The 16,352-nt window shown below is 65.4% G+C and carries 15 protein-coding genes and 2 tRNA genes; 1 reads left to right on the top strand and 16 read right to left on the bottom strand.

The window, feature by feature from the left end; genetic code table 11:
* Nucleotides 1–53: 53 nt before the first annotated feature.
* The 13 genes from GFD18_RS02000 to glyA all read right to left on the bottom strand — a co-directional run bounded on the left by GFD18_RS02000 (nt 54) and on the right by glyA (nt 11,939).
* Complete coding sequence (locus tag GFD18_RS02000; protein WP_163199689.1) at nt 54–935, bottom strand: transporter substrate-binding domain-containing protein; 882 nt, start codon at nt 933–935, stop codon at nt 54–56.
* A gap of 55 nt (nt 936–990) precedes the next feature.
* Nucleotides 991–1,941 (bottom strand): magnesium transporter CorA family protein, encoded by a 951-nt coding sequence (locus GFD18_RS02005; protein ID WP_163199688.1) that lies wholly within the window; start codon nt 1,939–1,941, stop codon nt 991–993.
* A 285-nt stretch (nt 1,942–2,226) separates the two neighbouring features.
* Nucleotides 2,227–2,299: transfer RNA gene (locus GFD18_RS02010), tRNA-Ala, on the bottom strand.
* Nucleotides 2,300–2,434: 135 nt separating this feature from the next.
* Complete coding sequence (locus GFD18_RS02015) at nt 2,435–3,643, bottom strand: hypothetical protein (protein ID WP_163199687.1); 1,209 nt, start codon at nt 3,641–3,643, stop codon at nt 2,435–2,437.
* A 179-nt stretch (nt 3,644–3,822) separates the two neighbouring features.
* Nucleotides 3,823–4,545, bottom strand: coding sequence for a histidine phosphatase family protein (locus tag GFD18_RS02020; protein WP_163199686.1), 723 nt, complete (start codon nt 4,543–4,545; stop codon nt 3,823–3,825).
* The gene (rsfS, locus tag GFD18_RS02025; RefSeq protein WP_163199685.1) at nt 4,542–4,946 is read right to left on the bottom strand and encodes a ribosome silencing factor; all 405 of its coding nucleotides are present in this window, start codon (nt 4,944–4,946) and stop codon (nt 4,542–4,544) included. The genes GFD18_RS02020 and rsfS overlap by 4 nt, the downstream gene beginning before the upstream one ends.
* A 19-nt stretch (nt 4,947–4,965) precedes the next feature.
* Nucleotides 4,966–6,342: a bifunctional UDP-N-acetylglucosamine diphosphorylase/glucosamine-1-phosphate N-acetyltransferase GlmU gene (gene glmU / locus GFD18_RS02030; protein ID WP_163199684.1), complete on the bottom strand. Its 1,377-nt coding sequence runs from the start codon at nt 6,340–6,342 to the stop codon at nt 4,966–4,968.
* 138 nt (nt 6,343–6,480) lie between these two features.
* Nucleotides 6,481–6,551 (bottom strand) — tRNA-Gln (locus GFD18_RS02035).
* Between the two features lie 161 nt (nt 6,552–6,712).
* Nucleotides 6,713–7,729: a ribose-phosphate diphosphokinase gene (locus GFD18_RS02040; protein WP_163199683.1), complete on the bottom strand. Its 1,017-nt coding sequence runs from the start codon at nt 7,727–7,729 to the stop codon at nt 6,713–6,715.
* A gap of 116 nt (nt 7,730–7,845) precedes the next feature.
* A complete protein-coding gene (gene nadD / locus GFD18_RS02045; RefSeq protein WP_191997277.1) occupies nt 7,846–8,499 on the bottom strand; it encodes a nicotinate-nucleotide adenylyltransferase in 654 nt (217 codons plus the stop codon).
* Between the two features lie 26 nt (nt 8,500–8,525).
* On the bottom strand, nt 8,526–9,101 hold the full coding sequence (locus tag GFD18_RS02050; protein ID WP_225432862.1) for a phosphoribosylglycinamide synthetase: 576 nt from the start codon (nt 9,099–9,101) through the stop codon (nt 8,526–8,528).
* A 20-nt stretch (nt 9,102–9,121) separates the two neighbouring features.
* On the bottom strand, nt 9,122–10,417 hold the full coding sequence (locus tag GFD18_RS02055) for a glutamate-5-semialdehyde dehydrogenase (RefSeq protein WP_225432863.1): 1,296 nt from the start codon (nt 10,415–10,417) through the stop codon (nt 9,122–9,124).
* A 211-nt stretch (nt 10,418–10,628) separates the two neighbouring features.
* On the bottom strand, nt 10,629–11,939 hold the full coding sequence (glyA, locus tag GFD18_RS02060) for a serine hydroxymethyltransferase (protein ID WP_163199680.1): 1,311 nt from the start codon (nt 11,937–11,939) through the stop codon (nt 10,629–10,631).
* 210 nt (nt 11,940–12,149) lie between these two features.
* Between glyA and thrC the strand changes: the two genes are divergently transcribed.
* A complete protein-coding gene (gene thrC / locus GFD18_RS02065) occupies nt 12,150–13,634 on the top strand; it encodes a threonine synthase (protein ID WP_163199679.1) in 1,485 nt (494 codons plus the stop codon).
* Nucleotides 13,635–13,749: 115 nt separating this feature from the next.
* Here the strand turns inward: thrC and GFD18_RS02070 are convergent, their stop codons facing one another.
* The 3 genes from GFD18_RS02070 to thiD form a co-directional block, all read right to left on the bottom strand.
* Nucleotides 13,750–14,733, bottom strand: coding sequence for a D-isomer specific 2-hydroxyacid dehydrogenase family protein (locus GFD18_RS02070; RefSeq protein WP_163199678.1), 984 nt, complete (start codon nt 14,731–14,733; stop codon nt 13,750–13,752).
* Nucleotides 14,734–14,835: 102 nt separating this feature from the next.
* The gene (locus GFD18_RS02075) at nt 14,836–15,528 is read right to left on the bottom strand and encodes an HAD family hydrolase (protein WP_163199677.1); all 693 of its coding nucleotides are present in this window, start codon (nt 15,526–15,528) and stop codon (nt 14,836–14,838) included.
* On the bottom strand, nt 15,521–16,345 hold the full coding sequence (gene thiD / locus GFD18_RS02080; protein ID WP_163199676.1) for a bifunctional hydroxymethylpyrimidine kinase/phosphomethylpyrimidine kinase: 825 nt from the start codon (nt 16,343–16,345) through the stop codon (nt 15,521–15,523). Before thiD ends, GFD18_RS02075 begins: the two co-directional genes overlap by 8 nt.
* Nucleotides 16,346–16,352 lie beyond the last annotated feature (7 nt).

The following is a 16,352-nucleotide window of genomic DNA, read 5'->3' on the forward strand; positions in this document are numbered from 1 at the left end:
TAACAGGGGCAATTATCGCCAGACATGCGGACACGCCGCATCGTTCGTCCCAGTTAGTGAACGTCGGTTCCGCGCCCGTCATCGTATCCGATGGCTCCCAGGGTCTCGTCGTAGGCGCGGTCCCATGAGCCGTCGGCGTGCATCTGCTCGATGGCCTCACGGATGCGCGCCGTGAGCTGGTCGCTGCCCTTGCGCAGGCCGATGCCGTAACCGCCTTCGGCGAAGTCGAGGCCGAGCAGGCGCATCCGGTCGCCTCCTTCGGCGTCGGCGAGGCCGGCCAGCACGGAACCGGGGGCGGCGACCGCGTCGACCATGCCGGTCAGCAGGGCGGTGGCGCATTGCGTGGCGCCGGGCTGGCGCACCAGCCGTATGCCACCGTCCAGACGCCGCTGCAAGTCGGCGTCCGTCTCGCTTCCTTCGATGACGCATACCTTGTGTCCCGCGAGGTCGGCGAGCGACCCTATGGAGGTGTCGGAGGAATCATCGGATCGGCTGAGCACCATCACATCCTGCCGATCGGCGAGATACGGACCGGCGAAGTCGTAGCCGAGGGTCGCGGAGTCCTTCTCCCCCGCCGTGATGTCGGCGGCGTCCTCGTACATTCCGGTGATCATATCGACGTCGCCGTCGTCGAGCATGGACCTGCGTTCGTCCTCGGGGGCCTGCTCCCACACTATCTGCCAGGAGGCGTAGCCGAGCTTCTCGGCCACGTATTCGGCGACCGCCACGTTGAACCCGTGATACCCGCTGCCTTTGCGAAGTCCCATGGCGGGCTGGTCGAAGGTCACGCCGATGACGATGCGGGGACCGATCACATCGCTGACCGCCAGAGGGTTCTGGCCGCAGCCCGCGAGCGTCAGCGTCATGCATGAGGCGAGCAGTGCGGCGGCGGCCCGCCGCACCGTGCACCGTGCGTTCGCCATGACGTATGCCATGTGCGCCCCTTTCGTCCGTATGCGAACGGCTTCCGTACCGCGACCGGGTCCGAGGTCACTTGAACATGCGCGACCGGGTGAGGAACCAGGTCACGAGCACGGAGACCAGCAACGAGATGACGATGACGATGGCGAAGCCCCATGCATGGCCGGTGAACGGCATGCCCAGCATGCCCTCCTGGAAGTTCATGCCGTACATGGAGAAGATCAGCGTGGGGATGGACAGCGTGATGGAGATGATGGTGAACACGCGCATCACGTTGTTCAGGTTGTTCGAGACGACGGAGGCGAAGGCGTCGGTCATGTTCGCAAGAACGCCGCTGTAGATGTTGGCCATCTCGATGGCCTGCTTGTTCTCGATGATGACGTCGTCGAGCAGGTCCTGGTCGTCGGGGTACTGCCGGATGCGGCTGAGGGTGTTGAGCTTCTCCATCACGATCTCGTTCGATTTGAGCGATGTGGTGAAGTAGACCAACGTCTTGCTCAGTTCGAGCAGCATGAGGATCTCGCGGTTCTGCATGGAATGGCGCAGCTTGAGTTCGAGCTTGTCGCTCTCCCGGTCGATGATGCGCAGGTAGCGCAGGTACATGGTGGCGTTGCGGTACAGGATCTGCAGGATGAACCGTGATTTCATGAACGTGTTGAACCCGCGGATCGTGCCTTCCATGAACGGGTGAAGCACCGGGGTGTCCTGCATGCAGACGGTGATGATGATGTCGTCGACGATGATGATCGACAGCGGGATGGTCTCGTACCAGTCGCGGCCGCCGCGCTCCTCGACGGTCGGGATGTCGACGATGATCATCGTGTAGTTGTCCTCGACGTCCACACGCGACCTCTCCTCGTCATCCAGCGGGGCACGCAGGTCGGCGAGGTCGATGTCGCATGCTTCGGAGACGGTGGCGAGCTCCACGTCGGTGGGTTCGCTGAGGCATATCCACGAGCCGGGGGTCGGTTTCTCGATCTGTTCGATCTGACCGCCTACCGTGCTGAACGTTCTCATCATCGCGCATCACCTGCCTTGTGCCCGTCGTGTCTTCCGTCGGCCCGTCATGATGTCCCGCCGTATCATTCGTTCCACGGCGTCCGCATGGACCGTTCGGCCCGTGTCGCCGCGGACCCCCATCAAGGATAGCCCACGCCACGACTTCCCGTGACCGCAGGGCCCGTGCGTTCATCCGCCGTTCATGTACAACGGACGCCTGCCCCTCCCCGCCGGACGCCGCGGATGAACGGCGCGGAGATTGCAAAAAAGGTCCGGAACCCTGAAGGATTCCGGACCTCTGATCCGTGGAGCTAGGGGGATTCGAACCCCCGACCCCCTCCATGCCATGGAGATGCGCTACCAGCTGCGCCATAGCCCCGAGTATCGGTTGGTCGTTGAAGACCTTGAGTAATATACAACAACGCAATCAGCGACGCAACAATCGGCGTGTCCCGCATGATTGCAGGGGTTTCATCCGCTTGTCGCGCCGCCGGTGACCGGCATCGGGCGCCGACTACCTGATGTCGGTCGTGCCGCTGCCGGTGCTTGCGCTGTTGCCGTTCGAACCGTTGGAGGAGTCGGAGCCGGACGACGAGCCGCTGTCTCCCGTGGAGTCGGAACCGGTGGATCCCCCGGTGGTGCCGCCATTCGAGGAATCGGAGCCGTTGGCCGAACCGTTGCCCGAGGTCTCGGAACCGTTGGTCGAGCCGGTGGAGCCCGATGTGCCGGACGAGGTTCCGGAGGAACCGTTGTCGGTGCCGGACGTGCCGTTGTCGGTCGTGCCGCCGGTGTCGTCGCCGTTCGTCTCGCCGGTGCCCTGATATTCGTCAGTGCCCGAGGTGGCGGTATCGGTGGGAGAGGGCGTCGCGGACGGGGCGGTAGTGGTCGCCGTGGGCGAAGGCGTCGGCGTCGTCTGCGAGGTCTGCGTGTGCTTGGTTATCGTGCGGCGCACCACATCGTCGGTTCCCTGGCCGCCGGTAAGGGCCAGGATGATGCCGGCCGTGATGCCGACGGCGGCGACGGCCGCGGCGATGGTGATCGCCAGCGCCTTTCGACGTGTCTTGGTGTCCGTCTTGGCGGCGCCGGCGTGATAGGTGACGGTGGAACCCGATGCGTGCCCCTTGCCGGCTCCGTCGACGGTGGAACGCGGCGAGAAGGACGCGGGCTCCGCTCCCGCCAGTGCGGGTTTGGTGCCGGCGGCTCCCGGCACGGCGGGCATGACGTGGGTGGAACCGTCCGCGGCATCCCCTTCACCGCCGACGACCGGCATAGCGCGCGTGGCGTCGGATGCCGCGGGAAGCACGGCGGTGCCTTCGCCCACGGGAGCCATCACGGACGTTCCGCCGTCCGCCACTGCGGCGGCGAGGGTCTGCGTCGCATCGACGGCCGGGGTCTCGCCCGCAACGGGAGCCATCACCGTGGTCGCCCCGGTGCCACCGACCGCGACACGGGGCTCACGCGGCTCCGCGGCCTCGTCGGACGAGCCGTCCGACGAGCCGTCGCCGCTTACGAGATCGACCTTCTCCTGAATTTTTCTGCCGGATTCCTTCAGCAGATTCTGATACAGCTGCGACGACACGGCGGAGACCACCGAGCCGACGGCCACGCCGATCACCGAACCGCCGATGCCGATCTTCGCCGAAAGCAGGAACGACGTCACTGCGGCAAGCGCACCGCCGATGATGGGCACAGCCGAAATATTCGCAAAGAACTTCTTGAGCACAACACCCCTTAGCCGATTGCAATCCGTTATCGGTGGGGAAGCTTATGCGGATTCATCCGTCCGGCATCGGGAAAACCGCAGATTCGTCACAAACCATCACATGGGCCTTACACGCCCGCCACATATGACGACGCCGCACGGCGTTTCGGCCGTGCGGCGGTCACGGATCCAAGGCGGCTTCATGGCAGCTTCGGTTCGTCCCATCCGTCGGTCTCCGCAGCGGCGGGACCATGGTTGAATGCGGCGAGACGCCATTGCACGGAGCCATCCGGACGGTCCATCGGACGCAGCCGGCACCAGTGGGCGTTGCGCATGGACATCAGGCTGGAGAAGTCGGGACGAGCCTGATTCAGTCCGATGAGCACCTGCAGCGTCTGCGATATCCAGGCGCCGTGGGAGAACACGAACAGGTCGGTGTCCCCGCCGAATCGCGTGGCCCAGTCGCGTACCACTTCGACGCCGCGCTCGCCGACGGCGAGCTTGCTTTCGGCGCCGTGGCGCAGCTCGCCTCCGCGGAATCCTATCCATGAGAAGAAATCGTCGGGCCAGCGGTCGTGGATGTCATGCAGGGTCAGCCCCTCCCATTCGCCGAAGTCGCGCTCCCGCACACGTACGTCGGCGTGGACCTCCAGCTCCAGCGGGTCGGCGAAGGCGTGGGCGGTCTGCATCGAGCGTTCAAGGTCGGAGCTGACGACGACCTGCCGACGCGCATCGTCGGCAGGGTCCACGTACAGCCGGCGCAATGCGAGGCCGGACTGCCCCACCTGCCACAGTCCGACGTCGTCGAGGGGGATGTCGGACTGGCCCTGAAGGCGGCCGACGGCGTTGAACGCCGTACGGCCGTGGCGTATCAGGGTAATGGAGCGCACATGCCGGCATGGTGCGGCGTTGGAATCCGTCATGCCGGGACCCCGTCGGCCGCCATGGAGGAATGCTCGGGGTGTGCGAGCTGCAGGTCGATCGCCGGGCAGTCCTTCCACAGGCGTTCGATGTCGTAGAACTCGCGCTTGTCCTCGAGCATGACATGCACCACGAAGTCGCCGAAGTCGAGCAGAATCCACTCGCCCTGCTCGAATCCCTCCCGGCTTCGGGCGTCGATGCCGCGGACGATGTGCAACTGCTTTTCGATTTCCTCGGCGATGGCGACGACCTGACGGTCGGACGAACCGGACGCGATGACGAACGCGTCGGTGATGCCGACCGCGTCGCTCACGTCGATGGCGACGATGTCCGTCGCCTTGACGGAGTCGGCCGCCTGTGCGGCGATGCGTACGGATTCGATGGAATCTGCTGCTGCGGGCACGGATTCACCTTTCTCTTGTCTATTCCGCCGGCTTCCAATGTTCCACGACGTGCTGCGTGTTCTCCGAATACACCATGGCATCGGCGGGCACGTCGTGACGCACCACGGAACCGGCGCCGGTGGTCACGCCGTCGCCCACGGTGACGGGTGCGACGAACATGTTGCCGGCGCCCACGTGTACGCCCGAGCCGATCTCGGTATGGTGCTTGTTCTTGCCGTCGTAGTTCGCGGTGATGGTTCCGCCGCCGATGTTGGTGTGCTCGCCTACGTGGGCGTCGCCCACGTAGCTGAGGTGCGGGACCTTGGTGCCGTTGTCGATGTGCGCCTTCTTCATCTCCACGAAGGCGCCGGCCTTGGTCTCCTCGCCGAGGTCGTTGCCCGGACGCAGGTAGGTCCAGGGGCCGATGTTCGCGGCGCGGCCGATGTGCGTGCCCTGCACGCGGGAGCGCTCCACGACGGCTTCGGCGTCGATGGTCGCGTCGATGAGCGTGGTGTACGGTCCGACGACGGCCTTCGGGCCCACGACGGAGTGTCCCTGCAGGAAGCTTCCGGGAAGCACGGTCACGTCCTGGCCGAGTTCCACATCGTCCTCGATCCACGTGGTCTCGGGGTCGAGAATCGTCACGCCGGCGCGCATCCATGCCTCGCAGATGCGGCGGTTATGCGCCTTGGCGAGCTTGGCGAGCTGCACACGGTCGTTCACGCCTTCCACGGCGAGCGCATCGGGGGCCGCGTAGGCGCCGACGCCGCCGAACTCCTTGGCCTTCTCCAGCGCGTCGGTGAGGTAGAACTCGCCCTGCGCGTTGTCGTCGTCGAGACCGGCGATGGCCTGGGAGAGGACGTCAGCGTCGAACACGTAGACGGAGGTGTTCACCTCATGCACGGCGAGCTCCGAGGAGTTGGCGTCCTTCTGCTCGACGATGCGCAGCACCTGCCCCTTGGAGTCGCGGATGATGCGGCCATAGCCGGTCGGATCGTCGAGGATGGTGGTCAGCACCGTTGCGGAGTTGCCGGACTGCGTGTGGGATTCCATGAGCTGGCGCAGCGTGGACTCGTCCAGCAGCGGCATGTCGGAGGCGGCGATCAGGACCGGGCCGCTGAGCGGGCCGGCGGCGGAAAGCTGCGACATGGCGCACTGCACTGCACGGCCGGTGCCGGGGATCTCGTCCTGGTGCACGATGGTGACGTGCTCGTCATAGGACCTGGCGGCCGCGGCCACACGGTCCGCCTGATAGCGGACGACCACGCCCAGCACGTCGGGGTCGAGCGCCCGCACGGAATGCATCACCCGCTGCAGGAACGTCTTGCCGGCCAGGCTGTGCAACACCTTGGGATCGGCCGACTTCATGCGTGTTCCCTCACCGGCAGCCAGAATGATCGCCGCACTGAATGTCATGTTCATTTCTCCACTTCGCTGTTTGCGACTGATGTCGTCGTATCCGACAGAACCATATATAAGCATATAGCCGGCATGGCCTTACCGGAATCACATGGGAACCGTGATTTCCGCAGGACGCATGCCGGCTATTTCCGGCTCCCCCACCTGGACTCGAACCAAGACAAAGGGTTCCAAAGACCCGTGTGCTGCCATTACACCATGGGGGAACGGCGGCGAAAAACCGCCGAGCCACTATTATGCCACGACCGGGCGAAAAAATCATCGAGGCCGGGCAGGCACCACCGTTTCGCCGGTATGACAACGGTTTTCGGCGCGCGACAGCGTGTCCCGTCTGCGGGGACCGCAGGCCGCCGCGCCGAAAAACCGGTCAGGCGAACAGGAAGCCCTGGCCGTGGTGCGTCGGATAGGTGTCGAACAGCTCGGCGACCGAACCGTCGCTGAAGACCTCCTTGATGGCGCTGGCCAGCAGCGGCGCGATGGACAGGACGGTCAGGCCGTCCCAGCGCTTGCTTTCCGGAATCGGCACGGTGTCGGTGAGCACGACCTCGCGGGCGCCGCTGTTGCGCAGGCGCTCCACGGCCGGGCCGGAAAGCACGCCATGCGTGGCGGCGACGGTGATGGACTTGGCGCCGGCCTCCTTGAGCACATGGCAGGCGCTGGCAATGGTGCCGGCCGTGTCGATGAGGTCGTCGACAAGCACGCAGTCCTTGCCCTTGACCTCGCCGACCACACGGTTGGCGACGGCATGGTTCGGACGGGTGATGTCACGGGTCTTGTGCACGAAGGCCAGCGGGCACCCACCCAGACGCTGGGCCCACTGCTCGGCCACCTTGATGCGGCCGGCATCGGGGGACACCACGGCGATGTTGGAAAGATCGAGACGGTCACGGACGTAGTCGACCAGCACCGGCATGGCGATGAGATGGTCGACGGGGCCGTCGAAGAAGCCCTGGGACTGCGAGGCGTGCAGGTCCACGCTCATGATGCGATCGGCTCCGGCGGTGGCCAGCAGGTCGAACACCAGACGGCAGGAGATGGGCTCGCGACCGAGATGCTTCTTGTCCTGACGGGAATAGCCGAGCATCGGGCACACGGCGGTGATGGAGCGGGCGGACGCACGCTTGAGGGCGTCGATCATGATGAGCTGTTCCATGATCGCCTTGTTCACCGGGGTGGAATGCGGCTGCAGGACGAATACATCGGCGCCACGCACCGATTCGGTGTAGCGCACGTACATCTCACCGTTGGCGAAGTCGTACGCCGTGGTCTCCAGGATGTCGATGCCGAGCTGCTTGGCCACGTCGGCGGCCAGCTTGGGATGCGCCCTGCCGGTGACGAGAATGAGATTTTTGTCCGGTTTTCCCTCAAGGATTGCGCTCACCATATCTCCAAACGTGTACTGGTCTGTGACAGTCCCCCACTATAACCGTCAACTGCGACGAGCGACCGGCCGGAGCCCCTCCCCTCCACCGGCGGCGGAGGGGTTCCGGCGACGGCCGTTCACCGGTACAGGCCGTGCTTCGAGATGTACTGCACCACGCCGTCGGGGACGAGATACCACACGGGCTCGCCGTCCTCGCTGCGTCGGCGCACGTCGGTGGAGGAGATCGCCAGCGCGGGAATCTCCAGCATGTCCACCGCACGGGCGGGGATGTCGAGGTTCTTCAGGTCCGATGAGTAGCCGGGGCGAGAGACGGCGACGAAATGCGCCAGCGACCACATCTCCTCGGCGTCCTTCCACCGCATGATCTCGGCGATGGCGTCCGCGCCGGTGATGAAGAACAGCTCGGCGTCGGGCCGGGCGGCGTGGATGTCGCGAAGCGTGTCGATGGTGTAGGTCACGCCGGGGCGGTCGATGTCGACGCGCGAGACGGTGAACTTCGGGTTGGAGGCCGTGGCGATCACCGTCATCAGATAACGGTCCTCGGCGTTCGTCACCACCTTGTCGAGCTTGAACACCGGCCGTCCGGTGGGCACGAACACCACCTCGTCGAGGTCGTACACCCATGCCACTTCGGACGCGGCCACAAGATGGCCGTTGTGGATGGGGTCGAAGGTACCGCCCATGATGCCGATCCGGGGCACCGAGTGACGATTGCCTCGGGTGGAAAGCCCCTGGGCGGACGACGTGCGATCCCCCCTGAGCTCGGACATGGTGCGTGCGGGCCTGGTTGTATCGGTCATGCCCGCTCCCCCGCGTCCCGCTGCTCGTTCTCGAGACGGGTCTCCTGCTCGACCTCGCTGGCGCTGCCGCTGGACTGCGGGTCGATCTTGCCCATGTCCTCGTCCCATTCCTCCTGCACGACGCGTCTGATCTCCGCGAAGGTCGGCAGCGGGAAATCAGGCTGGAAGATCTTGCGTATCTCGGCGACACGCTCGGAGATCCGGATGAGGATGTCGGTCATGTCGTCGATGCTGCCCTCGCGTTCGGATTCGCGGAACTTGCCGATGTACTCCTCCATGATCCTCACGTGGGCGACGATCTCCGCCTCCTGCCGTTCGTCCACGGCCACGACGTCGGGGGCATCGGCGTCGGGCCAGCCGATGAGCACGGCGTCCGAGTATTCCAGGGCGGAGCGCTGCGCCGCGGTGGGTATGCCGTCCTCAATCTGCACCAGGAACACGTAGCGCACCAGGCTCAGCCGTTCGGCGCCGACCCGCAGCCACAGATCCGGGCTGGTCCGGTGTTCCCCAAGGCCGTCGCCGCCGGCACGGGCCGCGTCGTCATGCTTCTGATTCATGTCGTCCTGTGTCATGTCGTCTTCCCTGTTCATGCTCATGGACGCACCTGTCCGGTGCCATAGCCTATCCATTTCGTGGTGGTGAGCTCCTCGAGGCCCATCGGCCCCCTGGCATGCATCTTCTGCGTGGAGATACCGAGCTCGGCGCCGAGTCCGAACATGCCGCCGTCGGTGAAGCGCGTGGAGGCGTTCACCATCACGACGGCGGAGTCGACCCGCGCGGTGAACTCCTCGATATGCGAATAGTCCTCGGAAATGATGGCCTCGGTGTGGCCGGTCGAATATTCGGCGATATGGGCGATGGCGTCGTCCATCGAGTCGACCACGCGGATGCCGATCTCATAGTCGAGGTATTCGGTCGCCCAATCCTCTTCGGTGGCGGGAACAATGTCGAGGTCGTCGATGCCGGCATGGGTGATGATGTCGAGCGACGACTCATCGACATGCAGGCGGACGCCATGCTCGGTGAGCGCATTGGCGACCACGGGGAGGAAGTCCTCGGCGACGGCGCCGTGCACCAGCAGCTTTTCGGCGGCATTGCACACGCCGACGCGCTGTGTCTTCGCATTGATGATGATGGGCAGGGCCTTGTCGAGGTCGGCGGCGGAGTCGACGTAGATGTGCACGTTGCCCGCACCGGTTTCGATGACCGGCACCCTGGAGTTGTCGACGACGGCGCGGATGAGCCCGGCGCCGCCTCGAGGCACGAGAAGGTCGATGTGGCCGCGGGCCATCATCATAGATGTGGCGCCGTCCCTGCCGTAACGGTCGACGCCGGCGACAAGCGCGGAGTCGAATCCATGGTCGGCGAGCACCTGGCCGATGACGGCAAGCGTCGCCTCGTTGGTATGCCGGGCGGCATGTCCGCCGCGCAGCAGCACGGCGTTGCCGGACTTGAGGCACAGCGAGATGACGTCGACGGTCACATTGGGCCGCGCCTCGTAGATCATGCCGATGACGCCGATGGGCACGCGAATCTGGTTGAGACGCATGCCGTTGGGAAGGTTACGCCCGCGCACCATCTCCCCGACGGGGTCGGGCAGCGACGCGACGCCCCTGACGCCGTCTGCGGTGGCTCCGATGCGATCGGCGTCGAAGCGCAGGCGATCGAGCAGCCCTCGGCTCATGCCGGAATCCTCGGCCTCGCGCATATCGGCGTCGTTGGCGGATTCAATCATGTCGGCGTTCGCCACGAGCGCATCGGCGAAGGCGCGCAGCACGGCGTTCTTCCGTTCGGTGCTGGCACGCGCCAGGGTCCGCTGGGCTTGCGATGCCTCGTCGGCGAGTTCGCACACGGCGGCGAATGCCTCGTTCATGGTTTTCTCACCCATAGAGCTCCCATCCATCTGGTTGAACACCACCATAATGCCACGTCGGCACATCGATGCGGGGAAGCCGTCCGACGGCGCGTCCGGCGGCTTCCCGCGATGCCGGAACATGGAACGGCCCTCCGCCGGGCCATATACATGCATGGCACCGCCGAAGGGCCGTATCGCCGGACCGGCAGCCGTCGGCCGGCATTCCGGACCGACCGGCTCCGAATCAGTCGATCTGATCGAGTTCGGGGTAGAGCGGGAAGTCGGCGACGAGCTTGTCGACACGGGCCTTGAGGGCCTCGACGTCGGCGCCCTTGCCCGCGGCGAGCGCGGTGCCGATGATATCGGCGACCTCCTCGTATTCCTTGGGACCGAAGCCACGGGTGGCCAGGGCGGAGGTGCCGATGCGCAGGCCGGAGGCCACGGAGGCCGGACGCGGATCGAACGGCACGGTGTTGCGGTTGATGGTGATGCCGCACTGGGCGAGCAGGTCCTCGCCCTGCTGGCCGTCAAGCTCGCTGTTGCGCAGGTCGACCATCACCAGATGCACGTCGGTGCCACCGGTGAGCACGGAGATGCCGTTGGACTTCACATCGTCGGCCATGAGGCGGTCGGCGAGGATCTTGGCGCCGTCGAGCGTGCGCTGCATGCGGTCCTTGAACTCGGGGGTGCCCGCCACCTTGAAGCTGACGGCCTTGCCGGCGATCACGTGCATGAGCGGGCCGCCCTGCTGACCGGGGAACACGGCGGAGTTGAGCTTCTTGGCATACTCCTGCTTGGCGAGGATGAAGCCGGAGCGCGGACCGCCGAGCGTCTTGTGGGCGGTGGAGGAGACGACATCGGCGTACGGCACGGGGCTCGGGTGCAGGCCGGCGGCGACGAGGCCCGCGAAGTGGGCCATATCCACCCAGAACTTGGCGCCGACCTCGTCGGCGATCTCCTTCATGGCCTTGAAGTCCTCGATGCGCGGGTAGGCGCTCCAGCCGCCGATGATGAGGGCGGGGTGGGTCTCCAGTGCGCGCTGGCGGATGATCTCCGGGTCGATGCGGAAGGTCTCCGGATTGACCTGATAGGCCTCGGCCTTGTAGAAGCGGCCGGAGAAGTTGATCTTCATGCCGTGGGTGAGGTGGCCGCCGTGGTCGAGGGCGAGGCCGAGCACGGTGTCGCCGGGCTTGACGAGGGCCTGGTAGACTGCGGCGTTGGCCTGGGCGCCGGAGTGGGGCTGCACGTTGGCGTATTCGGCGCCGAAAAGCTCCTTGGCGCGGTTGCGGGCGATGGTCTCGAGCCTGTCGACCTGCTCGCAGCCACCGTAGTAGCGACGTCCCGGGTAGCCTTCGGCGTACTTGTTGGTGAGCACGGAGCCCTGGGCCTGCAGCACGGCGCGGGGCACGAAGTTTTCGGAGGCGATCATCTCCAGGCCGTCCTGCTGGCGGTGCAGCTCGGCGGTCAGGATCTCGGCGATTTCCGGGTCGGCCTGCGCGATCGGCGCGTTGAAGGTGTCGCCGACGTGCTGGGGGTATGACGTCTGGTCGGTCATGGTGCTCCTTTACTTCTGCCTTGGATGACTAGCGTCCCAGTGTAAACAGTTTCGGTTACGAAACAAATCACGGGGCCGGTTCGTCTCATTTTCGCGCGTGCGGGCGCCCTGCGACGCGGACGGGCGGAATGAGACGGGCCGCTCGATTGCCCAACGCTGCCAGTAGAATCGGTATGTCCACATCTTGTCGAGCATCCAAGGATTTCGAACGTGACCACTTTCCACAGCACACGTAGCACCACTGATTCGCTCACCTCCAAGCAGGCCATCCGCAAGGGCATCGCCGACGACGGCGGCCTGTTCGTCTCGGACTCTCTTGGCGACGAGCATGTCGATATCGCCTCCCTCGCCGGCAAGTCATACCAGCAGATCGCACAGGACGTGCTGGCGAAGCTGCTGCCGGACTTCACCGCCGAGGAGCTGGCCGACTGCATCCGCGAGGCGTACGGCGACCAGTGGTCCGATCCGGCCATCACCCCGCTCAAGCCGATCGGCGACGACTACATCCTCGAGCTGTTCAACGGCCCGACCAGCGCCTTCAAGGATGTGGCGCTGCAGATCCTGCCCCGCTTCATGGCCCGTACCACGCCCGCCGGCGGCGACGAGGACGAGCAGATCATGATTCTCACGGCCACCTCGGGCGACACCGGCAAGGCGGCGCTGGCCGGATTCGCCGACGCCCCGGGCACCGCCATCACCGTGTTCTACCCGGAGGGCAAGGTCAGCCAGGTCCAGCAGCTGCAGATGACCACGCAGACCGGAGACAACGTGAACGTGTGTGCGGTCAAGGGCAACTTCGACGACGCGCAGTCCGCCGTCAAGCGCATCTTCGGCGACAAGGAGCTCGCCGGCGAGCTCGCCGGCACGTCGCATACGGTGCTCTCCTCCGCCAACTCCATCAACGTGGGCCGTCTGGTGCCGCAGGTCGTGTACTACTTCGCCGCATACGCGCAGCTGCTCGAGAAGCAGGTCATCAACGTGGGCGACGAGGTGGAGTTCACCGTGCCGACCGGCAACTTCGGCGACATCCTCGCCGGCTACTACGCCAAACTGCTGGGCCTGCCGGTGAAGCATCTGGTCGTCGCCTCCGACAAGAACAACGTGCTGTTCGACTTCCTCACCTCGGGCACGTACAACCGCCAGCGCCCGTTCTACCAGACCATCTCCCCCTCGATGGACATCCTCGTCTCGTCGAATCTGGAACGCATGCTCTACTACTTCTCTGAGAAGGACACCCGCCTGATCTCCATGCTCATGAACGACCTCAGCCAGTGGGGCGCGTTCGAGGCGCCCGAGCCCATGCTCAAGTCCATCCGCTCGCTGTTCGGCTGCGGCTGGGCCGACGAGGACCAGGTGCGCGATTCCATCCGCGACTGCTGGGAGAGGAACCATTACGTCATCGACCCGCATACGGCGTGCGGCTACTTCGTGATGCAGCAGATGCCGCGCGACCCGCTGACGCCGCGCGTGCTGCTGAGCACCGCCAGCCCGTACAAGTTCCCGCGCGTGGTCAACGAGTCGCTCGGCCTCGACGCCACGGGAACCGATTTCGAGTGCATGGACGTTCTGGCCGAGTCCACCGGCACCGCGGCGCCCGCCGCGTTGCGCGGCCTGGAGACCGCGGATGTGAGGTTCGGCGACGTCGTCGAAATCGACGCCATGGAGGAGTACGTGCGCTCCGCCGCAGAAAAGTAATCGGCTTCCATATGATATGACGAAGGGCCGGCCCTGTGACGGGGCCGGCCCTTCGTCATATCATCGATGTTCGCCGTGACGGCGCAACGCCTTTCGGGCCGTTCAGACCAGACGTTCAGACCAGACGGGTGCGGAAGCCGCCGGTCTGAAGCACGGACTTGATGCCGTCGACCGAGCAGGAGACCATGCTGTGCACGGCGGCGTCGGTGTAGAACGCCATATGCTGGGTCATCACGACGTTCGGGAACTGCCGCAGGTACGCGATGCCGCGGTTGGTGAGGATGTCGGTGCGTCGGTCGCGGTGGATCAGATCGCCTTCGGTCTCCACGGTGTCGAGGCCGAGGCCGCCGATCTTCTCCGCCTCGATGTTGTCGATCAGCGCATCGAGGTCCATGAGCTCGCCTCGCGCGCAGTTGACGAGCACCACGCCGTCCTTCATCCTCGCGATGGATTCGCGGTTGATGATGTGGTACGTGGAGTCCAGCAGCGGCATGTGCAGGGTGATCACGTCGCTGTTCGCATACAGGGTGTCGAGGTCGACGTATTCGGCGTGTGCGGCCACTTCGGGCTTCGGATGCGGGTCGTAGGCGAGGATGCGGCACCCGAACCCCGTCAGGCATTCGATCACCGTGGCGCCGATGCGTCCCGTGCCCATCACGCCGACCGTGAGGTTGCGCAGCTCACGCCCCTGCAGCCCTTGGAGCGAGAAGTCGTAGACCTGGCCGCGCCACAATGCGGGTTTGTAGTTGCGCAGCACCAGCAGGATGAACATCACCGTGTATTCGGCCACGCCGTTGGGCGCGTAATCGGCGTTGAGCGCCACGATGCCGAGCCGTCTGGCGGCGTCAAGGTCGATGTGGTTGTAGCCGATGGTGCGTGTGGCCACCACCTTCACATCCCGCTGAGCCAGCGCCTCCAGCAACGCGGCGTCCAGGTGGCTTTGCCCCAGCGTGCTCACGCCTTCGCAGCCATCGGCCAGATGCGCGTTCCCCGTCGTCAGCGGCTCCGCGTGCAGGTCGACGTCCACGCCGACCCGTTCGGCCTCCGCGGCGAACGCCTCGCGCTCGTCATCACGCACCTCGAATGCGGCGATCCTCATAATCAGCTCCCATGTCATCGACGTCCATCGTCATCGGACGCGCGGATGCCATCCGGCGCGCCCGTCATTCGACTCCATGATAGTGAATCCGGCGGCCGCCGCTCACAGCATCCGCGGAGCCTCGTCGAAATCATGCATGGCGCCGTCGGCGAGCGCGCAGATCTGCGGCCAGTGCACGGCCGACGAGGCGTCATACATGGCCCACGCGGCCATGCCCACCGACTTGACCGCCCTGATGCCGACGAGGATGTCCTCGAACACCGTGCAGTCGCCCGGCGCGACGCCTATGCGTTCGGCCGCATACAGATACACGTCGGGCCGGTTCTTGGAGACATGTCCCACGTCGTCCACGCTGCACAGCGCGTCGAACAGGTCGAATACGCCGAGCCTGCGCAATACGGGCTCGCGGAAGTTCGGCGGCAGGCTCGTGGCCACGGCGAGACGCGCGCCGGTGGCTTTGAGATGCCGCAGATACTCCCCCGCATGGGGTTTGAGCGGCACGGTGGTCGAGTACGCCTTGAACGCCATGCGGTTCCATTCGTCCATCAGCTCCTCGGGCGTGTCCGGCAGCCCGAAGCGTTCGATGGTGTAGCGGGCGCAGTCGTCGAACGACATGTGGGCGATGGAGTCGGCATAGTCCCGCGGCACGTCGAAGCCGCGGGAGTGCAGGAACTCGTCGTCGACGTCCGTCCACACGTGCATCGAGTCGAGCAGCGTGCCGTCGAGGTCGAAGATCGCGCCCTTGCCCGCATTCGGCAGCCCGTCGGTCAGGGACGGCACGACGGGATCAGGCATTGGCGTCGAAGCCCTCGAGGCCGTGGGCGTACAGGTCCCAGAAATGGTTGGTGGGGCCGTTGCCGTTGCCAAGCTCCAGCGAATGCTCGATGGCCATGGTCACGTACTTCTTGGCACGCCCGATGGCCTCATGGAACGGATGGCCGAGCGCCAGGTTCGCGGCGATGGCCGAGGAATACGTGCATCCGGTGCCGTGCGTGTTCTTCGTGTCGATGCGCCTGGCGGAGAACTCGTAGAAGTCCCTGCCGTCGTACAGCACGTCGATGGCGTCGCCCGTGGCGTGGCCGCCCTTGACCAGAGCGGACGTGCAGCCCATCTCCTGGATGGCCTTGGCGGCCGCCTTCTGCCCGTCGAGGTCGTTGATCTTCAGCCCGGAGATGCATTCGGCCTCCGGGATGTTCGGCGTGAGCACGTCGGCGTGGGGAATCACGATCTCGATGAGCGAGTCGATGCAGTTGGGGTCCATGAGCGGGGCGCCGTTCTTCGCGTACATGACCGGGTCGATGACCACGTTCTCGGCCTGGTATTCGACGAGCTTGTCGGCCACGACCCGCATGATGTCGGGATTGTCGAGCATGCCGACCTTGACGGCCCTGGGGCGGATGTCCTCGAACACGGCGTCGATCTGGTCGGCGATGATCTTCGGATCCACGTCGAGCACGGAGATCACGCGGGCCGTGTTCTCGGCCACGACGGACGTGATCACCGACATGGCGAAGCAGCCGTTGGCGCTCATGGTTTTGAGGTCGGCCTGGATGCCGGCGCCGCCGGAGCAGTCGGAACCGGCGATGGTGAGGGTCGGGGTGAGGGTTGTCATGATGGTT

The organism is Bifidobacterium saimiriisciurei, from assembly GCF_010667655.1.
Taxonomy (GTDB): Bacteria; Actinomycetota; Actinomycetes; order Actinomycetales; family Bifidobacteriaceae; genus Galliscardovia; species Galliscardovia saimiriisciurei.

What these genes read in the sequence shown, in the direction of transcription:
- GFD18_RS02000 (WP_163199689.1), bottom strand. Translation starts at nt 935, where the DNA reads ATGGCATACGTCATGGCGAACGCACGGTGCACGGTGCGGCGGGCCGCC.
- GFD18_RS02005 (WP_163199688.1), bottom strand. Translation starts at nt 1,941, where the DNA reads ATGATGAGAACGTTCAGCACGGTAGGCGGTCAGATCGAACAGATCGAG.
- GFD18_RS02020 (WP_163199686.1), bottom strand. Translation starts at nt 4,545, where the DNA reads ATGACGGATTCCAACGCCGCACCATGCCGGCATGTGCGCTCCATTACC.
- glmU (WP_163199684.1), bottom strand. Translation starts at nt 6,342, where the DNA reads ATGACATTCAGTGCGGCGATCATTCTGGCTGCCGGTGAGGGAACACGC.
- GFD18_RS02040 (WP_163199683.1), bottom strand. Translation starts at nt 7,729, where the DNA reads ATGGTGAGCGCAATCCTTGAGGGAAAACCGGACAAAAATCTCATTCTC.
- nadD (WP_191997277.1), bottom strand. Translation starts at nt 8,499, where the DNA reads ATGTCCGAGCTCAGGGGGGATCGCACGTCGTCCGCCCAGGGGCTTTCC.
- GFD18_RS02050 (WP_225432862.1), bottom strand. Translation starts at nt 9,101, where the DNA reads ATGACACAGGACGACATGAATCAGAAGCATGACGACGCGGCCCGTGCC.
- GFD18_RS02055 (WP_225432863.1), bottom strand. Translation starts at nt 10,417, where the DNA reads ATGGGTGAGAAAACCATGAACGAGGCATTCGCCGCCGTGTGCGAACTC.
- glyA (WP_163199680.1), bottom strand. Translation starts at nt 11,939, where the DNA reads ATGACCGACCAGACGTCATACCCCCAGCACGTCGGCGACACCTTCAAC.
- GFD18_RS02070 (WP_163199678.1), bottom strand. Translation starts at nt 14,733, where the DNA reads ATGAGGATCGCCGCATTCGAGGTGCGTGATGACGAGCGCGAGGCGTTC.
- GFD18_RS02075 (WP_163199677.1), bottom strand. Translation starts at nt 15,528, where the DNA reads ATGCCTGATCCCGTCGTGCCGTCCCTGACCGACGGGCTGCCGAATGCG.
- thiD (WP_163199676.1), bottom strand. Translation starts at nt 16,345, where the DNA reads ATGACAACCCTCACCCCGACCCTCACCATCGCCGGTTCCGACTGCTCC.